At 60.4% G+C, this 15380-nt stretch carries 16 protein-coding genes; 6 read left to right on the forward strand and 10 right to left on the reverse strand.

The window, feature by feature from the left end; genetic code table 11:
- Window positions 1-500: 500 nt before the first annotated feature.
- Complete coding sequence (locus ACSQ3J_RS08160) at window positions 501-860, reverse strand: nuclear transport factor 2 family protein (RefSeq protein WP_037103863.1); 360 nt, start codon at window positions 858-860, stop codon at window positions 501-503.
- Between the two features lie 149 nt (window positions 861-1009).
- Between ACSQ3J_RS08160 and ACSQ3J_RS08165 the strand changes: the two genes are divergently transcribed.
- Window positions 1010-1645: a hypothetical protein gene (locus tag ACSQ3J_RS08165; protein ID WP_060502887.1), complete on the forward strand. Its 636-nt coding sequence runs from the start codon at window positions 1010-1012 to the stop codon at window positions 1643-1645.
- Here the strand turns inward: ACSQ3J_RS08165 and ACSQ3J_RS08170 are convergent.
- A complete protein-coding gene (locus ACSQ3J_RS08170; RefSeq protein ID WP_060502888.1) occupies window positions 1597-2070 on the reverse strand; it encodes a GNAT family N-acetyltransferase in 474 nt (157 codons plus the stop codon). The two genes, ACSQ3J_RS08165 and ACSQ3J_RS08170, sit on opposite strands and share 49 nt — an antisense overlap.
- A 126-nt stretch (window positions 2071-2196) precedes the next feature.
- Window positions 2197-3141 carry an aldo/keto reductase gene (locus tag ACSQ3J_RS08175; protein WP_060502889.1) on the reverse strand — a complete coding sequence of 315 codons (945 nt, stop codon included), beginning with the start codon at window positions 3139-3141 and terminating at the stop codon, window positions 2197-2199.
- Between the two features lie 173 nt (window positions 3142-3314).
- On the opposite strand from ACSQ3J_RS08175, the gene ACSQ3J_RS08180 reads away from it, so the two are divergent.
- Window positions 3315-4301, forward strand: a complete 987-nt coding sequence (locus ACSQ3J_RS08180; RefSeq protein ID WP_060502890.1) for a Gfo/Idh/MocA family protein — start codon at window positions 3315-3317, stop codon at window positions 4299-4301.
- 75 nt (window positions 4302-4376) lie between these two features.
- Here ACSQ3J_RS08180 and ACSQ3J_RS08185 read toward each other — a convergent pair whose 3' ends face one another.
- The gene (locus ACSQ3J_RS08185) at window positions 4377-4607 is read right to left on the reverse strand and encodes a hypothetical protein (RefSeq protein WP_060502891.1); all 231 of its coding nucleotides are present in this window, start codon (window positions 4605-4607) and stop codon (window positions 4377-4379) included.
- 186 nt (window positions 4608-4793) lie between these two features.
- On the opposite strand from ACSQ3J_RS08185, the gene xseA reads away from it, so the two are divergent.
- The 4 genes from xseA to ACSQ3J_RS08205 all read left to right on the forward strand — a co-directional run bounded on the left by xseA (window position 4794) and on the right by ACSQ3J_RS08205 (window position 8261).
- On the forward strand, window positions 4794-6386 hold the full coding sequence (gene xseA / locus ACSQ3J_RS08190; protein ID WP_436038950.1) for an exodeoxyribonuclease VII large subunit: 1593 nt from the start codon (window positions 4794-4796) through the stop codon (window positions 6384-6386).
- Window position 6387: 1 nt separating this feature from the next.
- On the forward strand, window positions 6388-6978 hold the full coding sequence (locus tag ACSQ3J_RS08195; RefSeq protein WP_060502893.1) for an NAD(P)H-dependent oxidoreductase: 591 nt from the start codon (window positions 6388-6390) through the stop codon (window positions 6976-6978).
- Between the two features lie 71 nt (window positions 6979-7049).
- Window positions 7050-7400 (forward strand): MarR family winged helix-turn-helix transcriptional regulator, encoded by a 351-nt coding sequence (locus ACSQ3J_RS08200; protein WP_060502894.1) that lies wholly within the window; start codon window positions 7050-7052, stop codon window positions 7398-7400.
- Window positions 7401-7406: 6 nt separating this feature from the next.
- A complete protein-coding gene (locus ACSQ3J_RS08205; RefSeq protein ID WP_060502895.1) occupies window positions 7407-8261 on the forward strand; it encodes a C40 family peptidase in 855 nt (284 codons plus the stop codon).
- Window positions 8262-8271: 10 nt separating this feature from the next.
- Here ACSQ3J_RS08205 and ACSQ3J_RS08210 read toward each other — a convergent pair whose 3' ends face one another.
- The 6 genes from ACSQ3J_RS08210 to ACSQ3J_RS08235 all read right to left on the reverse strand — a co-directional run bounded on the left by ACSQ3J_RS08210 (window position 8272) and on the right by ACSQ3J_RS08235 (window position 15195).
- Window positions 8272-9231, reverse strand: coding sequence for a 2-hydroxyacid dehydrogenase (locus ACSQ3J_RS08210; RefSeq protein WP_060502896.1), 960 nt, complete (start codon window positions 9229-9231; stop codon window positions 8272-8274).
- A gap of 11 nt (window positions 9232-9242) precedes the next feature.
- On the reverse strand, window positions 9243-10871 hold the full coding sequence (locus ACSQ3J_RS08215) for an ABC transporter ATP-binding protein (RefSeq protein WP_060502980.1): 1629 nt from the start codon (window positions 10869-10871) through the stop codon (window positions 9243-9245).
- An 8-nt stretch (window positions 10872-10879) separates the two neighbouring features.
- Complete coding sequence (locus ACSQ3J_RS08220; RefSeq protein ID WP_060502897.1) at window positions 10880-12034, reverse strand: ABC transporter permease; 1155 nt, start codon at window positions 12032-12034, stop codon at window positions 10880-10882.
- The gene (locus tag ACSQ3J_RS08225) at window positions 12034-13119 is read right to left on the reverse strand and encodes a microcin C ABC transporter permease YejB (RefSeq protein WP_060502898.1); all 1086 of its coding nucleotides are present in this window, start codon (window positions 13117-13119) and stop codon (window positions 12034-12036) included. The genes ACSQ3J_RS08220 and ACSQ3J_RS08225 overlap by 1 nt, the downstream gene beginning before the upstream one ends.
- Window positions 13119-13241, reverse strand: a complete 123-nt coding sequence (locus tag ACSQ3J_RS08230) for a hypothetical protein (protein ID WP_277995987.1) — start codon at window positions 13239-13241, stop codon at window positions 13119-13121. The genes ACSQ3J_RS08225 and ACSQ3J_RS08230 overlap by 1 nt, the downstream gene beginning before the upstream one ends.
- 124 nt (window positions 13242-13365) lie before the next feature.
- Window positions 13366-15195, reverse strand: a complete 1830-nt coding sequence (locus ACSQ3J_RS08235) for an extracellular solute-binding protein (RefSeq protein WP_060502899.1) — start codon at window positions 15193-15195, stop codon at window positions 13366-13368.
- Between the last annotated feature and the right edge of the window lie 185 nt (window positions 15196-15380).

Genomic DNA, 15380 nt, shown 5'->3' on the forward strand with positions numbered 1-15380 from the left:
GAGGACCGGCGAGCGGTATTGCGACAGCAGTATCTTTCCTGGCGCGGCGGCAACGTCAGCGTCAGCCCGTATCAAAAGGGCGCCGCCACCCCCGCAGAGAAACCGGAGTTGCCCATCGTCGAACACTGAACGGGGCGCTGGAAGGCGTCATATACTTACTTTGTCCCGGCACTTTCCAGCGCCCCGGCCAAGTAAACAACAGAGAAAACCACGGCGGATTTTCCGGGCGTGGTTATAGACCGTTGAGGAAGGCGACGATCTCCCTCTTCTCCCCATCGGGGAGAAGGTGGCCCGCAGGGCCGGATGAGGGGGGCGAAGCCACCCTTGAAGAAGAGAGCTTGAGCAAACGGAATCTGGAGCCCACTGCAATGAAAGACTCGCACATTCATGCCGGACCGCCCCCTCATCCGCCCTTCGGGCACCTTCTCCCCGCTGGGGAGAAGAGAAAGCGCCGCCGCCCTCTCAGCGGGAGAGCTAAACAGCAGTCCCTTGGCCAAGTCCTACCGGTGCAGATGAAACAGCTTGTTGACGATCACCCAGCGGCCATCGATCTTCAGGAGCGACAGGTAATCGCTGAACCGCATGCCGGCGAATTCATCGGCAACTTTGACGAAGGCGGCTTCGCCCTCGATGTCGGTGATCTCGATATCCATCAGCGGCTGCGTTCCGGGAGGGGCCGGCGGTTCGGCGAGGGTGGCAGCAATGAAATCGTCGCGGGACATCCATTCGACGGCACCCTGATAATGGCCGATGATCTTGGCATCCGGATGGAAAGCCTTGCGCAGCGCCGCTTCGTTGCAGAACGCCATACCATCGACATAGAGGTGAACGACCGCGCCTATTGCCTGCTCGTCGGACATGCTTCTCTCCCTAGCTGACCGCCGATCTTAACACGATGACGCGGTCGAATGAAGGCGAGAGGGTGGATTGCTCCGGTCTCGGCGCACGGAAAACGGGTGGCACGCCAGCTGTCTGCGGCATAGTCTTCATCAAAACCGGGGAGCATCCGATGAAAAAGCCAGGATCGATGAAAGCGCTGGAAGATATGGGCCGGGCGCGGCTGTCGGAGAGTTTTTTCCTGCGCGACTTCCTGCATTCGGAGATCGCCGATTTCTATGGCATGCCGAACATTCCCGACGATCCGGACCTGACGATCGCGGCGGGCACAAAACTCTGCGAAGAGCTTCTGGAGCCGCTGCAGCGGACCTTCGGGCGGCTGCATATCCGCTCGGGCTACCGGTCACGTTCCGTCAACGAGTTCGGCAACCGCAACAAGCTCAATTGCTCGACCAATGCAGCAACGGCCGCCGATCATATCTGGGACATGCGCGACGCCGACGGCTGCATGGGCGCAACCGCCTGCATCGTCATCCCCTGGGTCTGGGACCGCCGCGCCACCCTTGGCGGCTGGCAATCGCTCGCCTGGTGGATCCATGATCACCTGCCCTATGCGTCGCTCTGCTTCTTCCCAAAACTCTGGGCCGTCAACATCCAGTGGCACGAGCGCCCCGTCCGGCGCATCCGCAGTTATGTCGCGCCCGCAGGTCTGCTGACAAAAGCGGGCATGGCCAATCATTCCGGCAGCCATGCAGACGCCTACGTTGGATTTCCCGAACTGGTGAACGTGCCGAACGTGATCTTGTAGCGCACATGGTCGTCAGTGCCGGAATAGCGATCGTAAAGCCGCCTTGCCGGTGCGTTACCGGCTTCGGTGTACCAGTAGAGCCGGTCCCAATTGTTTGCCTCGCACAGCGCGATCAGATCGTCGATCATCGCCTTGGCAACGCCGCTCCCCCGTGCTGCCGGATCGACGAACAGATCTTCCAGGTAGCAGACCGGTTCGCGAAAGAAGGTGGCGAACTGCTTCTGGCAGATGGCAAAACCCACGACGGCGTTGTCCAGTATCGCCAGCCGCGCAAACAACGGCGTGGCGTCATCCATCAGCCGCGCCCAGGTCCGGTCGATGATGTCGGCCGCCAGCGTGGTGCCGGAAAAGGCGGCATAGCCGGCCCAAAGTCTGCGCCAGTCGTGCTCATCTTGCGGCCCCGCCGCGCGTATTTCGATCGCCATGTCGGTCCCTCCCGCAATCTCCGGCTTCGTGTAGCAGCCGAAGCGCCTTTTGGGAAAGACGATGCACAGTCCGCCGCCAATATCTTGCCGGGTTGCAGACAGGACACCGGGGCGCTGAACCTGCGCTTACTGGCTTGCCTCGTTGAGCAGCCGGCAGGCGTCATCCGAAAGCGTGATCGAAGCCGATTTCGTCAGGCTTTCCAGTTGCTTCAGATTGGTGGCGCTGGCGATCGGGGCGGTCACGCCCTTGCGCGCCATGATCCAGGCAAGCGCAATTTCCGCCTGCGTATTGCCGGTATCGGCCGCCACTTCGTCAAGCGCGCCGAGAATGCGCATGCCGCGCCCATCGAGATATTTGCCGACACCGCTGCCGCGCGCCGAGCCTTCGAGATCCTTGTGCGAGCGGTACTTGCCCGACAGGAAGCCGCGCGCCAGGCCGAAATAACTGATCACGCCGATATTCTCGGCGATGCAGAGATTGCGCAGCGGCCCGTCGAACGAGGGCCGGTCGTAAAGATTATATTCCGGCTGCAGCACATCGTAGCGCGGCAGGCTTTTTGCCGCGGAAACATCGAGGGCTGCCCGCAGCTGCTCCGCATTCAGATTGGAGGCGCCCGCATGGCGAATCTTGCCCTGCTGCAGAAGCTTGTCATAGGCACCAAGCGTTTCCTCATACGGCGTTTCCTCATCCGGCCAATGGGAGAGATAGACATCGATATGATCAGTCTGAAGCCGGCGAAGCGAATCCTCCACCGCCTGCACGATCCAGCTGGCCGACAGGCCCTTTTTGCCCGGCCCCATCTCGGAGCCGACCTTGGTGATGATCACGGCTTCGTCGCGGGCGCGACCCTTCAGCCATTTACCGATGATCGTCTCGGACTCGCCGCCCGCGTTGCCCGGAACCCAGGAGGAATAGACATCGGCGGTATCGATGGCATTGAAGCCGGCGTCGAAAAAAGCATCGAGCAACTGGAAGGAGGTCTTTTCGTCGGCGGTCCAGCCGAAGACATTGCCGCCGAAAACCAGCGGCGCGATAGGCAGGCCCGTGCGGCCAAGGGTTCGCTTTTGCATGAGGTCGCTCCAGATTGTTTGGGATCATCGCTTGGGAGGCGTGAAGTCTGCACCAAGGACATAGCCCGGGTACAGCGCTTTTACAGGACGGACGGCAATTTTATTCCGGCCGGGGCAGCTTGATAGGCACGTACCTCGGGGATACTGTGCCGCCAAACGGAGAGGACAAAATCATGTTGCGTTTCGGGATTCTATCGACGGCCAAGATCGGCCGTGAACTCGTTGTTCCAGCCATTCAGGACGCTGAAAACTGCGTCGTGACGGCGATCGCCAGCCGCGACCTTTCCAAGGCGCGTGAGATGGCAGACCGCTTTTCGGTGCCGCATGCCTTCGGTTCCTACGAGGACATGCTTGCCTCCGATCTGATCGACGCCGTCTACATTCCGCTGCCGACCTCGCAGCATGTCGAATGGACGATCAAGGCTGCCAATGCCGGAAAGCATGTGCTGTGCGAAAAGCCGATCGCCCTGAAAGCCTCTGAGATCGATGCCCTGATCGAGGCGCGCGACCGCAACAAGGTGCTGGTCTCGGAAGCCTATATGGTCACCTACAGCCCGGTTTGGCGCAAGGTTCGCTCGCTGCTTTCCGAAGGCGCTATCGGCAAGCTGCGGCATGTCCAGGGTGCCTTCACCTACTACAACCGTGATGCCGGCAACATGCGCAACAAGCCGGAACTGGGCGGCGGCGGACTGCCGGATATCGGCGTCTACCCGACGATCTCGACCCGCTTCGTCACGGGCAAGGAGCCGCTTCGTGTCCAGGCGAACACCGACCGCGATCCGGAGTTCGGCACCGACATCTATTCGAGCGTGCGCGCCGATTTCGGCGATTTCGAACTGAGCTTCTACATCTCCACCCAGCTCGCCGCCCGCCAGATCATGGTCTTCCACGGCGACAAGGGGTTCATCGAGGTCAAGTCACCGTTCAACGCCGACCGTTACGGCGCTGAGGAACTGGAACTGACCAACCAGAACCATTCACAGTCGCAGCTTTTCCGCTTCCAGGATGCGCGTCAGTACAAGCTGGAGGCCGAGGCCTTTTCGCGTGCGGCAAAGGGGGAGAAGGAAGAGGTGGTGACGCTGGAAAGCTCGGTCAACAACCAGAAGCTCATCGACGCCATCTACCGCGCCAGTGAGAAGGATGGCTGGGAGCCTGTCTGAGCCACTTCCCGACAAGCGTAAACCCGCCGGTGGCAACGCGGCGGGTTTTCATCCGCCGTGTCCTGACCGCGCGGTCTATGCCTCGGTGCGAAGTTCCACAACCAGCGCCATCAGCAACGTCGCCACGACACCTGCATTGTACGACAGGATCGCCAGAACCAGTGCGAGCAGCGACACGTTCCCCAACGAACAGACCGCCGCCAGAGCAAAGGCTGCGATGATCAGCCAGGGTGTCATCACATAACAGATCAGCGAGCGCGTGGCCGCTGCCAACAATCCGATTGCAAATGCGGTCAAGATGATCATCCGACCCTCCGCCTATAACTCAATGCGGCGACACTGGGGCGGAGGCGCTAAAATTGCCTTAAAATTCAACGTTCCGGTGCCGATGAGGCCAGCCTGGAACCTGAGAAAAGACAGGTATGGTGAAAGCTTTGTTGAGATCGGTGTCAGAGACTGGCCATCCGCTGCCCGGCGCGGCAAAATAGAACAATGAGCTCCTTCTTCGAATCCGATTCGCCCTCCAATCTCGCCGAGTATTCGGTCTCCGAACTATCCGGATCGATCAAGCGCACGGTCGAGCAGGCTTTCGACCAAGTGCGGGTACGTGGCGAAATTTCCGGTTATCGCGGACCGCATTCCTCCGGCCATGCCTATTTCGCCTTGAAGGACGACAAGGCGCGGATCGATGCCGTCATCTGGAAGGGCACGATGAGCCGGCTGAAGTTCCGGCCGGAAGAGGGCATGGAAGTGATTGCCACCGGCAAGGTGACAACGTTCCCCGGCTCGTCGAAATACCAGATCGTCATCGAAACGCTGGAGCCCGCAGGCGCCGGTGCGCTGATGGCGCTGATCGAGGAGCGCAAGCGCAAACTCGGCGCCGAGGGATTGTTCGATCCGGCGCGCAAGCGGCCGCTGCCCTACATGCCGAAAGTCATCGGCGTCATCACCTCGCCCACCGGCGCTGTCATCCGCGATATCCTTCACCGCATCTCCGACCGGTTTCATGTGCATGTCATCGTCTGGCCGGTGCGGGTGCAGGGCGAAGGCTCCGGCAATGAGGTGGCTGCGGCGATCGAAGGCTTCAATGCCTTTACGCCGGGTGGGCCGATCGCCCGGCCCGATCTGCTCATCGTTGCGCGTGGCGGCGGCAGCCTCGAGGATCTCTGGAGTTTTAACGACGAGGCCGTGGTGCGGGCGGCGGCAAATTCGCAGATCCCGTTAATCTCCGCCGTCGGCCACGAGACCGACTGGACCTTGATCGACTATGCCAGCGACCAGCGGGCGCCGACACCGACCGGGGCGGCGGAAATGGCCGTACCGGTGAAGGCCGATCTGGAAGCTGCTGTTTCGGCACTGTCTGCCCGCCTCAAATCTGCTGTCGGGCGGCAGATGGACAATCGCCGCCAGAGCGTGCGGGCGCTCACCCGTGCGCTGCCCTCGCTCGATCAATTGCTGGCTCTGCCGCGCCGCCGGTTCGATGAAGCCTCGGCGGGACTCGGCCGCGGCTTGCAGATGAACACCGCCAACAAGCGGCGGAGTTTCGAGCGCATTGCCGCGCATCTGCGGCCCGACGTTCTTTCAACCCGGATCAATGAACGGCGGCAGAAGCTCACTGAGCGGATGATCCGCGCCGAACGGATCGTCGAGCGTTTGCTACAGAGATCCGCCTCGCGGGTCTCTTCCGCCGATGCGGCCCTGCGCACCCTGCCCGCCCGTTTGTTGGGCCAGATTCACCGCTCGCAGGATCGCCTCACAAGCCTTTCCGGCAGAGCCGACAGCGCGCTTCTGGCCGACCTGCGGCGTCGCCGCAGTATCCTATTGGCACATGGCCGCATGTTGCAATCAATGTCGTACGGAAGTGTTTTGAAGCGCGGCTATGCGCTTATCCGCGACGAAACTGGGGCACTTATCGGAGCCGCCTCTGCGCTCTCTTTGAACCAAGCTATTAAAATTCAATTCGCAGACGACACTATCAATGCATTGACGACCGAAGGGAGCGCTACGCCGCCGCCTCAGCCGGCAAAGAAACGCGCCGAAAAGCCGGTGGCTGCGGCACCGCCGAAACAGGGTAGCCTGTTCTAGCATGCGCATTCTCCTCGTTCTCGCCCATCCGCTGATCGACAGTTTTGCCGCAAGCGTTGCTACAACGGCGAAAGCTGCACTGGAGAAGTCCGGCCACAGTGTCGATCTGCTCGATCTTTACCGGGAGGGTTTCGATCCACGGCTGACAGAACAGGAACGGCGCGGTTACTTCGACATGCCCTATGACACCTCTGCCGTCGATGCCATCGTTGCGCGGCTGAGGGCGGCCGACGGGCTGATCCTCGTCTTTCCGCAATGGTGGTTCAATTTTCCGGCCATTCTCAAGGGCTTCTTCGACCGGGTCTTTGCGCCCGGTGTCGCCTTCGATCACGATCAGGCTGGCGGACGGATCATACCGCGCCTCACCAATATCAAGCAGTTCTGGGCGTTGACGACGACCGGTTCGCCCTGGTGGGTGGTCAAGCTCTATATGGGCAACCCGGTGCGCCGCCTGCTGAAGCGCGGCATTGCCGCCTTCTGCGCGAAGGATGTCCAGTTCCGGATGCTCTCTCTGCACGACATGGACCGGGTAACACCGGCGCAACGCGCGGCGCATCTGGCAAGGATCGAAAAGGCGCTCACGCGGATTTGAGTGCCACGAAAAGAAACGGTTCCGTAACGGTCTGGGGCTAAAATTCTCGCCGATTGAACCGAGGGCGTCCGATGCCGGTGGAATTATCAGCCTCGCAGGCGTTGAACCTCTGGCACAGCGTCTCGCTGGAACAGGTGCGGATCGACAATCGCGACCTGACGCTCCGGCAGATTTCCATTCTCCTGCACATCTATCTCGTTCCGCCGCCGCACACGGTGCGCGGCCTTGCCGGAATTCTGGGTGTGACCAAGCCGGTCATCACCCGGGCGCTCGACACGATGGGCGATCTCGGGCTCGTGACCCGGAGCCGCGACGAGCGCGACAAACGCAATGTGATCATCAAGCGCACGGTCGAAGGTGCGCTTTATCTTGAAAAACTTGGCGATCTGATCATTGATCAGGGACGCAAACTGTCTATCTGAGAACCCATGCTTGATCTTCCAGACCGCCGCCTGAACGCCTACCGTACCGACCTTGCCGAGGAAGGCCTGCGTGGCACCGTCGAAGCCGCCAGCTATGTCAGCGGCTCTCCGGGGCTGATTTGTGTGCCCGTTGTGCAGATGCGGGCAAGGCCGGAGCTCGAATGCGGCACCGATACCGAACTGCTGCTGGGCGAGACCGTGCGGGTGCTCGACACGGATGCGGGCTGGGCCTGGGTGAAGGCGGATTTCGACGGTTATGTCGGCTACATCCCGGACTATGCGGTCTCGCCGGTGGTACGCAGCCTGACACATATTATCACCGCCCCGCGCACCTTCATCTATTCCGGGCCGGACCTGAAATTCCCGACCGTGCAGGCCTTGTCGATGGGCAACCGGATCGCCGTCATCGATGAGCGCGAAACCCGCGGCACGCGCTATTTCCTGCTCGAAGGCGGACAGGCGGTGATTGCCAACCATTGCGCCGAAGTGGGCCAGCCGCTGTCGGGCGATTACGTCGCCATTGCCGAACGGTTTCTTGAAACTCCCTATCTCTGGGGCGGCCGCTCCGGCTTCGGCATCGATTGCTCGGGCCTGGTGCAGCTATCAATGATGATGGCGGGCAAGACCGCGCCGCGCGACACCGACATGCAGGCCAAGGGCCTTGGCACCGAAATCGACCGTAGCGAGCTTACCCGCGGCGACCTGGTGTTCTGGAAAGGCCACGTGGCGATCATGGAGGACGACAAGACGCTGCTGCATGCCAACGGCCATACGATGACCGTTTCGCATGAGGGTCTTGAAGAATCGATCCAGCGGATCGGCTGGCTCTACAACAAGCCGACGGGTTTCCGCCGGCCCTGATCGATAGAGATCAATAGCCGGCTTTGCGATCGACCAGATGCTCCAGCGGCAGGCCGCTTTCAAAGCGGTCCATCTGCTGCTCGGCATGGACAAACAGCGCCTTCACATCCGAGGATGCCGCCACGTGCGGCGTGACATAGACGTTTTCCATCTCCCAGAACGGGCTGTCGCGATCCAACGGCTCCTGCTCGAACACATCGAGCGAGGCGCCGCCCAATACGCCGGATTGCAGGGCAGCGATGATGTCGGTACCGACCTGGCTGCCGCCACGGCCGCCGTTGATCACGACCGGTGCGCCCAAAGGCCCCTTGCGGCTGAGCTTGGCAAACAGCGATGCATTCAGGATGCCCCTGGTCTCGGCCGTCAGCGGTAACAGGCTGACGAGGAAATCGGTTCTGGCCAGGAAGGCATCCAGCGCGTAGCCATCAAAGGTTTCAACGCCATCGATCGTCTTCTTCGAGCGTGACCAGCCGATCGTCCTGAAGCCCATGACACCGAGTTTGCGGATGGCATCTTGCCCCAAAACACCAAGACCCATGACACCGACGGTCACATCAGCGGCTTCCGGCTGGCTGAGATCCTCCCAGACATGCGCCTTGGCACGCGCCTCGTAGGCCCGGTGCTGGCGCAGATGCATCAGGCAGTTCATCACGACCCATTCGCTCATCCGCGTCGTCAGGCTGCGGTCAACGAAGCGGACGAGTGGCACATCGGGCAGGCCCGGCAGTGTCAGCACGTGATCGACGCCGGCACCGCCCGAGAACACCACCTTGAGATCCGGTGCGCGGGAAAACAGATCCGGATCGGATTTCCAGACGACCGCGTAATCGATGCCGGAGAGATCGCGGCCCTTATGCTGGGGATCGGCGAGGTTCAGAACCTCGCGTCCCGGGAACGCACCCTTCAGGCCGTCCTCGACTTCACGCGGAATGAACTTCAGATCGACGATGACGGGGCTTTTTGCGGACATGACAACGGTCTCTATTGGCGGACGGCGGGCACATCGACCGCCTCCATGTTGAAGGCGGCAGCCATCAGCGCTTTGGTGTAATCTTCCTGCGGCGCGGTGAAGATACGCTCGGAAGGGCCCTGCTCGACCACTTTGCCAAGCCGCATGACGATCATGTCATTGGCAAGGGCGCGGACGACTTTGAGGTCATGGCTGATGAAGAGATAAGCGAGCGAATGCTTGGCCTGCAGATCGCGCAAGAGATCAACCACCTGCGCCTGCACGCTCATGTCCAGAGCGGAGGTCGGCTCATCGAGCATGACGAATTGCGGTTTCAGCACCATGGCGCGGGCAATGGCGATGCGCTGGCGCTGGCCGCCGGAGAACTCATGCGGATAACGCCAGCGGGTTGCCGCGTCGAGACCCACCTCTTCGAGCGACGCAGCCACGCGCGCATCGCGTTCTTTTTCGGAAAGCGACGGCTCATGCACCTTCAGACCCTCGGCGATGATATCGCTGACGGCCATGCGGGGGCTGAGCGAACCGAAGGGATCCTGGAAAACGATCTGCATCCGATTGCGCAACGGGCGCATCTGCTTGAACGAATAGCCGGCGATGTCATTGCCGATAAAGCTCACACGGCCCTTGGACGAGATCAGGCGTGTCAATGCGAGACCGAGCGTCGTTTTGCCCGAACCGGATTCGCCGACGACGCCAAGGGTCTGGCCGGCGCGCAGCGTCAGGTCGATACCATCGACGGCCTTGACATGATCGACGACCTTGCGCAGGAAGCCGGCCTTGATCGGGAACCAAACCTTCATATCCTCAGCCTGCATCACCACCGGCTTCGACGTATCGGAGACCGGCGGCACGCCCTTCGGCTCGGAGGCGAGCAGATGGCGGGTATAGGCATGCTGCGGATTGGCGAAAATCTCCGCCGTCGGGCCGGTTTCGACGATCTTGCCCTTGGTCATGACGCAGACACGGTCGGCGATCTTGCGGACGATGCCAAGATCATGGGTGATGAACAGCATCGACATGCCGTGCTCATCCTTGAGCGTCTTCAACAGCGCCAGGATCTGCGCCTGCACCGTCACGTCGAGCGCGGTGGTCGGCTCGTCGGCGATCAAAAGCTCCGGACGGTTGGCGAGCGCCATGGCGATCATCACACGCTGGCGCTGGCCGCCCGACAGCTCATGCGGATAGGCGGCAAGGCGCTTTTCCGGCTCGCGAATGCCGACCTGATTGAGCAATTCCAACACCCGGGCGCGTGCTGCCGCTCCCGTGATGCCCTGGTGCAAATCAAGAATTTCGGCGATCTGCCGCTCGATCGAATGCAACGGATTGAGCGACGTCATCGGCTCCTGAAAGATCATCGTGATGTCGTTGCCGCGCACCTGGCGCAGGTCCGCATCGGACGCCGTCATCAGGTCCTTGCCATTAAACAGGATTTCACCGCTCGGATGGCTGGCCGACGGATAAGGCAGAAGCTTGAGGATGGAATTGGCCGAGACCGATTTTCCCGAGCCGGATTCGCCGACCAGCGCGACCACTTCGCCACGCTTGATGTCGAAGGAAACGCCATCAACGGCCGTCGTCGTCTTGCCGCCCTGATGGAAGGCGACAGAGAGGTTGCGCACGGAAAGGAGTGTGTCTGTCATCGTCGCGCTCACCGGAAAGTCTTCCTTGGATCGAAGGCATCGCGGGCGGCTTCGCCGATGAAGATCAGCAGCGACAGCATCACCGACATCACCACGAAGGCGGTCAACCCGAGCCACGGCGCCTGCAGATTGGACTTGCCCTGGCTGATCAACTCGCCCAACGAGGCAGAACCCGGCGGCATGCCAAAGCCGAGGAAATCCAGCGACGTCAGCGTCGTGATCGAGCCGGAGAGAATGAACGGCAAGAAAGTCAGTGTTGCCACCATGGCATTGGGCAGAAGATGACGGAACATGATCGTCCGGTTGTTGACGCCGAGCGCGCGGGCGGCGCGCACATATTCGAAGTTTCGCGCCCGCAGAAACTCGGCCCGGACAATACCGACAAAGCCAACCCACGAGAACAGGAGCATGATCCCGAGCAGGATGAAGAAGCCCGGCGGCAGGATCGCGGCGATAATCAAGAGGATGTAGAGCACTGGCATAGACGACCAAATTTCGATGAAGCGCTGCAAGAGAAGATCCGTCCAGCCGCCGAAATACCCCTGCACGGCGCCAGCAGTAACGCCGACGATGGCGGACGCGATCGTGAGGCACAGGCCGAAGAGCACGGAGATGCGGAAGCCGTAGATCATCCGCGCTGCCACGTCGCGCGCCTGATCGTCGGTGCCCAGCCAATTGAGATTGCCGAGCGTGCAGCCGGGATCGTTTTCGCCTTGTGGATAGCCGGAGCAGCGCTCGGCCTTGTCCATCAGCCAGAACGGCTTGGTAGGCGCCGAGTGAGGAATGTTGGAATTGGCCGTCTGGTAGGAATAGCGGATCGGTGGCCAAATCATCCAGCCGTTGGCCTTGATCTCATCTGAGATTTCCGCCGAGCCGTAATCGGTGATCGCCAGGAACCCCATGTCGCCGAGGAATTTCTCTTCCGGATATTGCACCAGCGCCGGGACCAGCAGTTCGCCCTTGTAGGACACCAGGATGGGCTTGTCGTTGGCGATGAACTCGGCGCACAGGCTGAGGCCGAACAAAACAAGGAAGATCCAGAACGACCAGAAGCCGCGACGGTTGGCCTTGAAATTATCCCAGCGGCGGCGGTTGACCGGCGACAGACGGCCGGTGCGGCCGGTCGCAAGAATTGGATCGGTGGAGACGATGTCAGCAGCCATCAGACGTCCCTCCTATCGAAATCGATGCGAGGATCGACCCAGGTATAGACGAGGTCAGACAGCAGGCTGACGAACAGGCCCATCAGCGAGAAGATGTAGAGCGTTGCAAAGACGATTGGATAATCGCGCTTGACGACGGCGTCATAGCCGAGGCGGCCGAGGCCATCGAGCGAGAAGATATATTCCGTCAAAAGCGAGCCGGTGAAGAAGGCGGTGATGAACGCTCCGGGGAAACCGGCGATGATGATCAGCATGGCATTGCGGAAGACGTGACCGTAGAGAACCTGGCGCTCATTAAGCCCCTTCGCCCGCGCAGTCGTGACATACTGCTTCTTGATCTCATCAATGAAGGAATTCTTGGTGAGCAACGTCGTCGTCGCGAATGCCGACATCAACAGCGTGATCAGCGGCAGGGTCATGTGCCAGAAATAGTCGAGAATCTTCTGCCACCAGTTCAACTGGGCGAAATTATCCGAGACGATGCCGCGCAAGGGGAACCAGTCAAGGAACGAACCGCCGGCAAACAGCACGATCAGCAGGATACCGAACAGGAAGCCGGGCACCGCATAGCCGACGATGATGATGCCTGACGTCCAGACATCGAAGGTCGAACCATCGGAAATGGCCTTCTTGATCCCCAGCGGAATGGAAATCGCGTAGGAAAACAACAGGATCCACAGGCCGAGCGAGATCGAGACAGGCATCTTGTCGAGGATCAGATCGACCACAGACGTGTTGCGGAAGAAGCTTTCGCCGAAATCGAAGCGGATATAATTCCACATCATCTCGCCGAAGCGCTCGAGCGGTGGCTTGTCGAAGCCGAACTGCTTTTCCAGCTTCTTGATGAATTCCGGGTCAAGGCCCTGCGCGCCGCGATACCGACCCGAGGAATCATCGGAGAACGACTGCCCGAAATCACCACTGCTCCCGGACAACCGGTCGCCGCCCTGCTGGCCCGTCAGATCGGAAATCACCTGCTCGACGGGCCCGCCAGGCGCGAACTGGATGACGGCGAAGGAAATGGCCATGATGCCGACGATCGTCGGGATCATCAGGAGAAGGCGTCGCAGGATATAGGCACCCATCAGCGGCTACCCGCCAGGATTTGCTGCCGGTCTTTTTGTGCCGGTGCAATCGCGAACGCAAAACCGTTGCGCCCTTTTGCTGGAAGTGCTTTCGCACGCCGCGTGGATTTCAAGTCGGTCAAGCCCAACCCTTCCCGTTTTGCCGCCGCGCATAGCTTGCGGACCGGCAGGCCCCGCCGGCAAGCGGCGGGGGTGATTCGTCATCGCTATATGGAACCCAGCCAGCCTTCCGGCGCAACCCCCAGCTTATTTTGCGGCATTTTTCGACCACCAGACATCCGGGAATCCCATGCTGTAGTAGGGTAAATCCGGCAGATGAGTCAGGTGGTTCCAATAGGCGACCTGCACCGATTTGGAATAAAACATCGGTACCAGATAATGATGGGCGAGCAGCACACGGTCGAGTGCGTGGGTGGTTGCCACCAGCTCTTCCCGGTTTGGCGCGAAGATGATCCTGCGGATGAGTTCGTCAATTGCCGGATCGGCGATGCCCGCATAGTTTCTTGAGCCCTGCTGATCGACAGAGGCGGAGCCCCAGTAGTCGCTCTGCTCGTTGCCCGGCACCAGCGTCTGCGCCCAGATGCCGTAGATCATGTCATAGTCGAAGCTTCTGACGCGATTGGTATATTGTGAGGCGTCGACCGTGCGGATACGGGCATCGATGCCGATATCATTCAAGCTCTTGATGTAGGGCAGGACGGTGCGCTCCTGGGACGCATTGGACAGGAGGATCTCGATACCGAAAGGTTCCCCGGTCTTTGTGTTCACCAGCTTCCTGTTCTTCAGCTCGTAGCCCGCCTCCTTGAAGAGCATCATGGCCTTGCGCAGGTTCTCGCGCGCCTTCTGCGGATCGCCGGCCACCGGATTCGTATAGGGCGTGGTGAAAACAGCGGCAGGAACCTTGTCCTTCAACTCCTCCAGGATTTCCTTCTCGCGGCCCTCCGGCAAGCCTGAGGAGGCAAGCTCGGTGCCCCAGAAATAGCTGTCGATGCGATTGAGCCTGTTATAGGCGAGAGTGCGGTTGAGACCCTCAAAATCATAGGCGTAGTTCAACGCCTCGCGCACCCGCTGATCCTTGAATTTTTCGCGGCGCATGTTCGGTACGAAGGCCTGCATGATGCCGGTGGCGCGCAGGGGATTTGCGATTTCCTCGCGAATGATGCGGCCATCCTTCACGGCGGGAAAATCATAGGCCGTCATCCAGTGGCTGGAGCTGTTGTCCCGGTAGAAATCGACATTGCCGGCGCGGACAGCTTCGAACTCGATGGTCCTGTCGCCGAAGAAGGTGTAGGTGATCGCGGCAAAATTGTTCTGGCCAACGTTCACGTTCAGGTTCTTGCCCCAATAGTCGTCACGCAATTCGAAGCGGATCGAATTGCCCGCGTCGAACGACGCGATCTTGTAAGGTCCGGAGCCCATGACCGGTTCCAGCGTCGTACGGCTGATATCGCGCTTGTTGCCCTTCGCGTCCTCGCCCTCCCACCAATGTTTCGGCACGATCGAAAACTGGCCGAGAATGTTTGGCAGTTCGCGATTGTTCTTCTCGTCGAAGCGGAAGGTAACGTCGCGCTCGCCGGTCTTTTCAGCCGAGATCACATGACGGTAATAGTTGGAAAGAAGGGGGTTATGTTCCTTCGACATCTCGAAGGAGAAAATGACGTCTTCCGGCGTCACCGGCTTGCCGTCCGCCCATTTGGCTTCAGCACGCAACCGGAACGTGGCGGAGGAAAAGTCGTCCGGATACGCGACGCCCTCGGCGAGCAGTCCGTAGGAAGCGGTGATCTCGTCCTCAGCGGATTTTAAAAGCGTGTCGAAGACCAGCGACGCGACACCGGACGCCGCCTCGCCCTTGGACAGGATCGGGTTGAACGTGTCGTAAGTCCCGGTTTCGGAAAGTTTCAGCTCGCCCCCCTTGGGCGCATCTGGATTGACATAATCGAAGCGGGCAAAACCGTCCTTGTGCTTCAGCTCACCGATCGTGGAAATGCCGCCATGCCAGACTGGCTCTTGAGCCACCACCGGTCCCGTTGCCAGAAGGATGGTTGCTGCCAAAGCCAATGCGCGTCTGAGAATCATGCCAATTCGCCTCTTCCGTTTTTCATTTTTTCGCTGCTTGAACGACAGAATAGGCAAAATGCAGGCAATTGACAGAAGCTGCCTCAAATCGGACCGTTTTTTTGGGTCACGGTTGCGTGTCCCGCAAGGCTGACACAAAGACAGTGTGTCAGGGTTGGCACGCAAATCGCAGCTGGCGCCGCTTC

Origin of the sequence: Rhizobium sp. LjRoot98, assembly GCF_964252935.1 — a bacterium.
Classification (GTDB): Bacteria; Pseudomonadota; Alphaproteobacteria; order Rhizobiales; family Rhizobiaceae; genus Pararhizobium.

Coding starts and splice junctions, on each gene's coding strand:
- ACSQ3J_RS08160 (WP_037103863.1), bottom strand. CDS start 860: ATGTCCGACGAGCAGGCAATAGGCGCGGTCGTTCACCTCTATGTCGAT.
- ACSQ3J_RS08165 (WP_060502887.1), top strand. CDS start 1,010: ATGAAAAAGCCAGGATCGATGAAAGCGCTGGAAGATATGGGCCGGGCG.
- ACSQ3J_RS08170 (WP_060502888.1), bottom strand. CDS start 2,070: ATGGCGATCGAAATACGCGCGGCGGGGCCGCAAGATGAGCACGACTGG.
- ACSQ3J_RS08175 (WP_060502889.1), bottom strand. CDS start 3,141: ATGCAAAAGCGAACCCTTGGCCGCACGGGCCTGCCTATCGCGCCGCTG.
- ACSQ3J_RS08180 (WP_060502890.1), top strand. CDS start 3,315: ATGTTGCGTTTCGGGATTCTATCGACGGCCAAGATCGGCCGTGAACTC.
- ACSQ3J_RS08185 (WP_060502891.1), bottom strand. CDS start 4,607: ATGATCATCTTGACCGCATTTGCAATCGGATTGTTGGCAGCGGCCACG.
- xseA (WP_436038950.1), top strand. CDS start 4,794: ATGAGCTCCTTCTTCGAATCCGATTCGCCCTCCAATCTCGCCGAGTAT.
- ACSQ3J_RS08195 (WP_060502893.1), top strand. CDS start 6,388: ATGCGCATTCTCCTCGTTCTCGCCCATCCGCTGATCGACAGTTTTGCC.
- ACSQ3J_RS08200 (WP_060502894.1), top strand. CDS start 7,050: ATGCCGGTGGAATTATCAGCCTCGCAGGCGTTGAACCTCTGGCACAGC.
- ACSQ3J_RS08205 (WP_060502895.1), top strand. CDS start 7,407: ATGCTTGATCTTCCAGACCGCCGCCTGAACGCCTACCGTACCGACCTT.
- ACSQ3J_RS08210 (WP_060502896.1), bottom strand. CDS start 9,231: ATGTCCGCAAAAAGCCCCGTCATCGTCGATCTGAAGTTCATTCCGCGT.
- ACSQ3J_RS08215 (WP_060502980.1), bottom strand. CDS start 10,871: ATGACAGACACACTCCTTTCCGTGCGCAACCTCTCTGTCGCCTTCCAT.
- ACSQ3J_RS08220 (WP_060502897.1), bottom strand. CDS start 12,034: ATGGCTGCTGACATCGTCTCCACCGATCCAATTCTTGCGACCGGCCGC.
- ACSQ3J_RS08225 (WP_060502898.1), bottom strand. CDS start 13,119: ATGGGTGCCTATATCCTGCGACGCCTTCTCCTGATGATCCCGACGATC.
- ACSQ3J_RS08235 (WP_060502899.1), bottom strand. CDS start 15,195: ATGATTCTCAGACGCGCATTGGCTTTGGCAGCAACCATCCTTCTGGCA.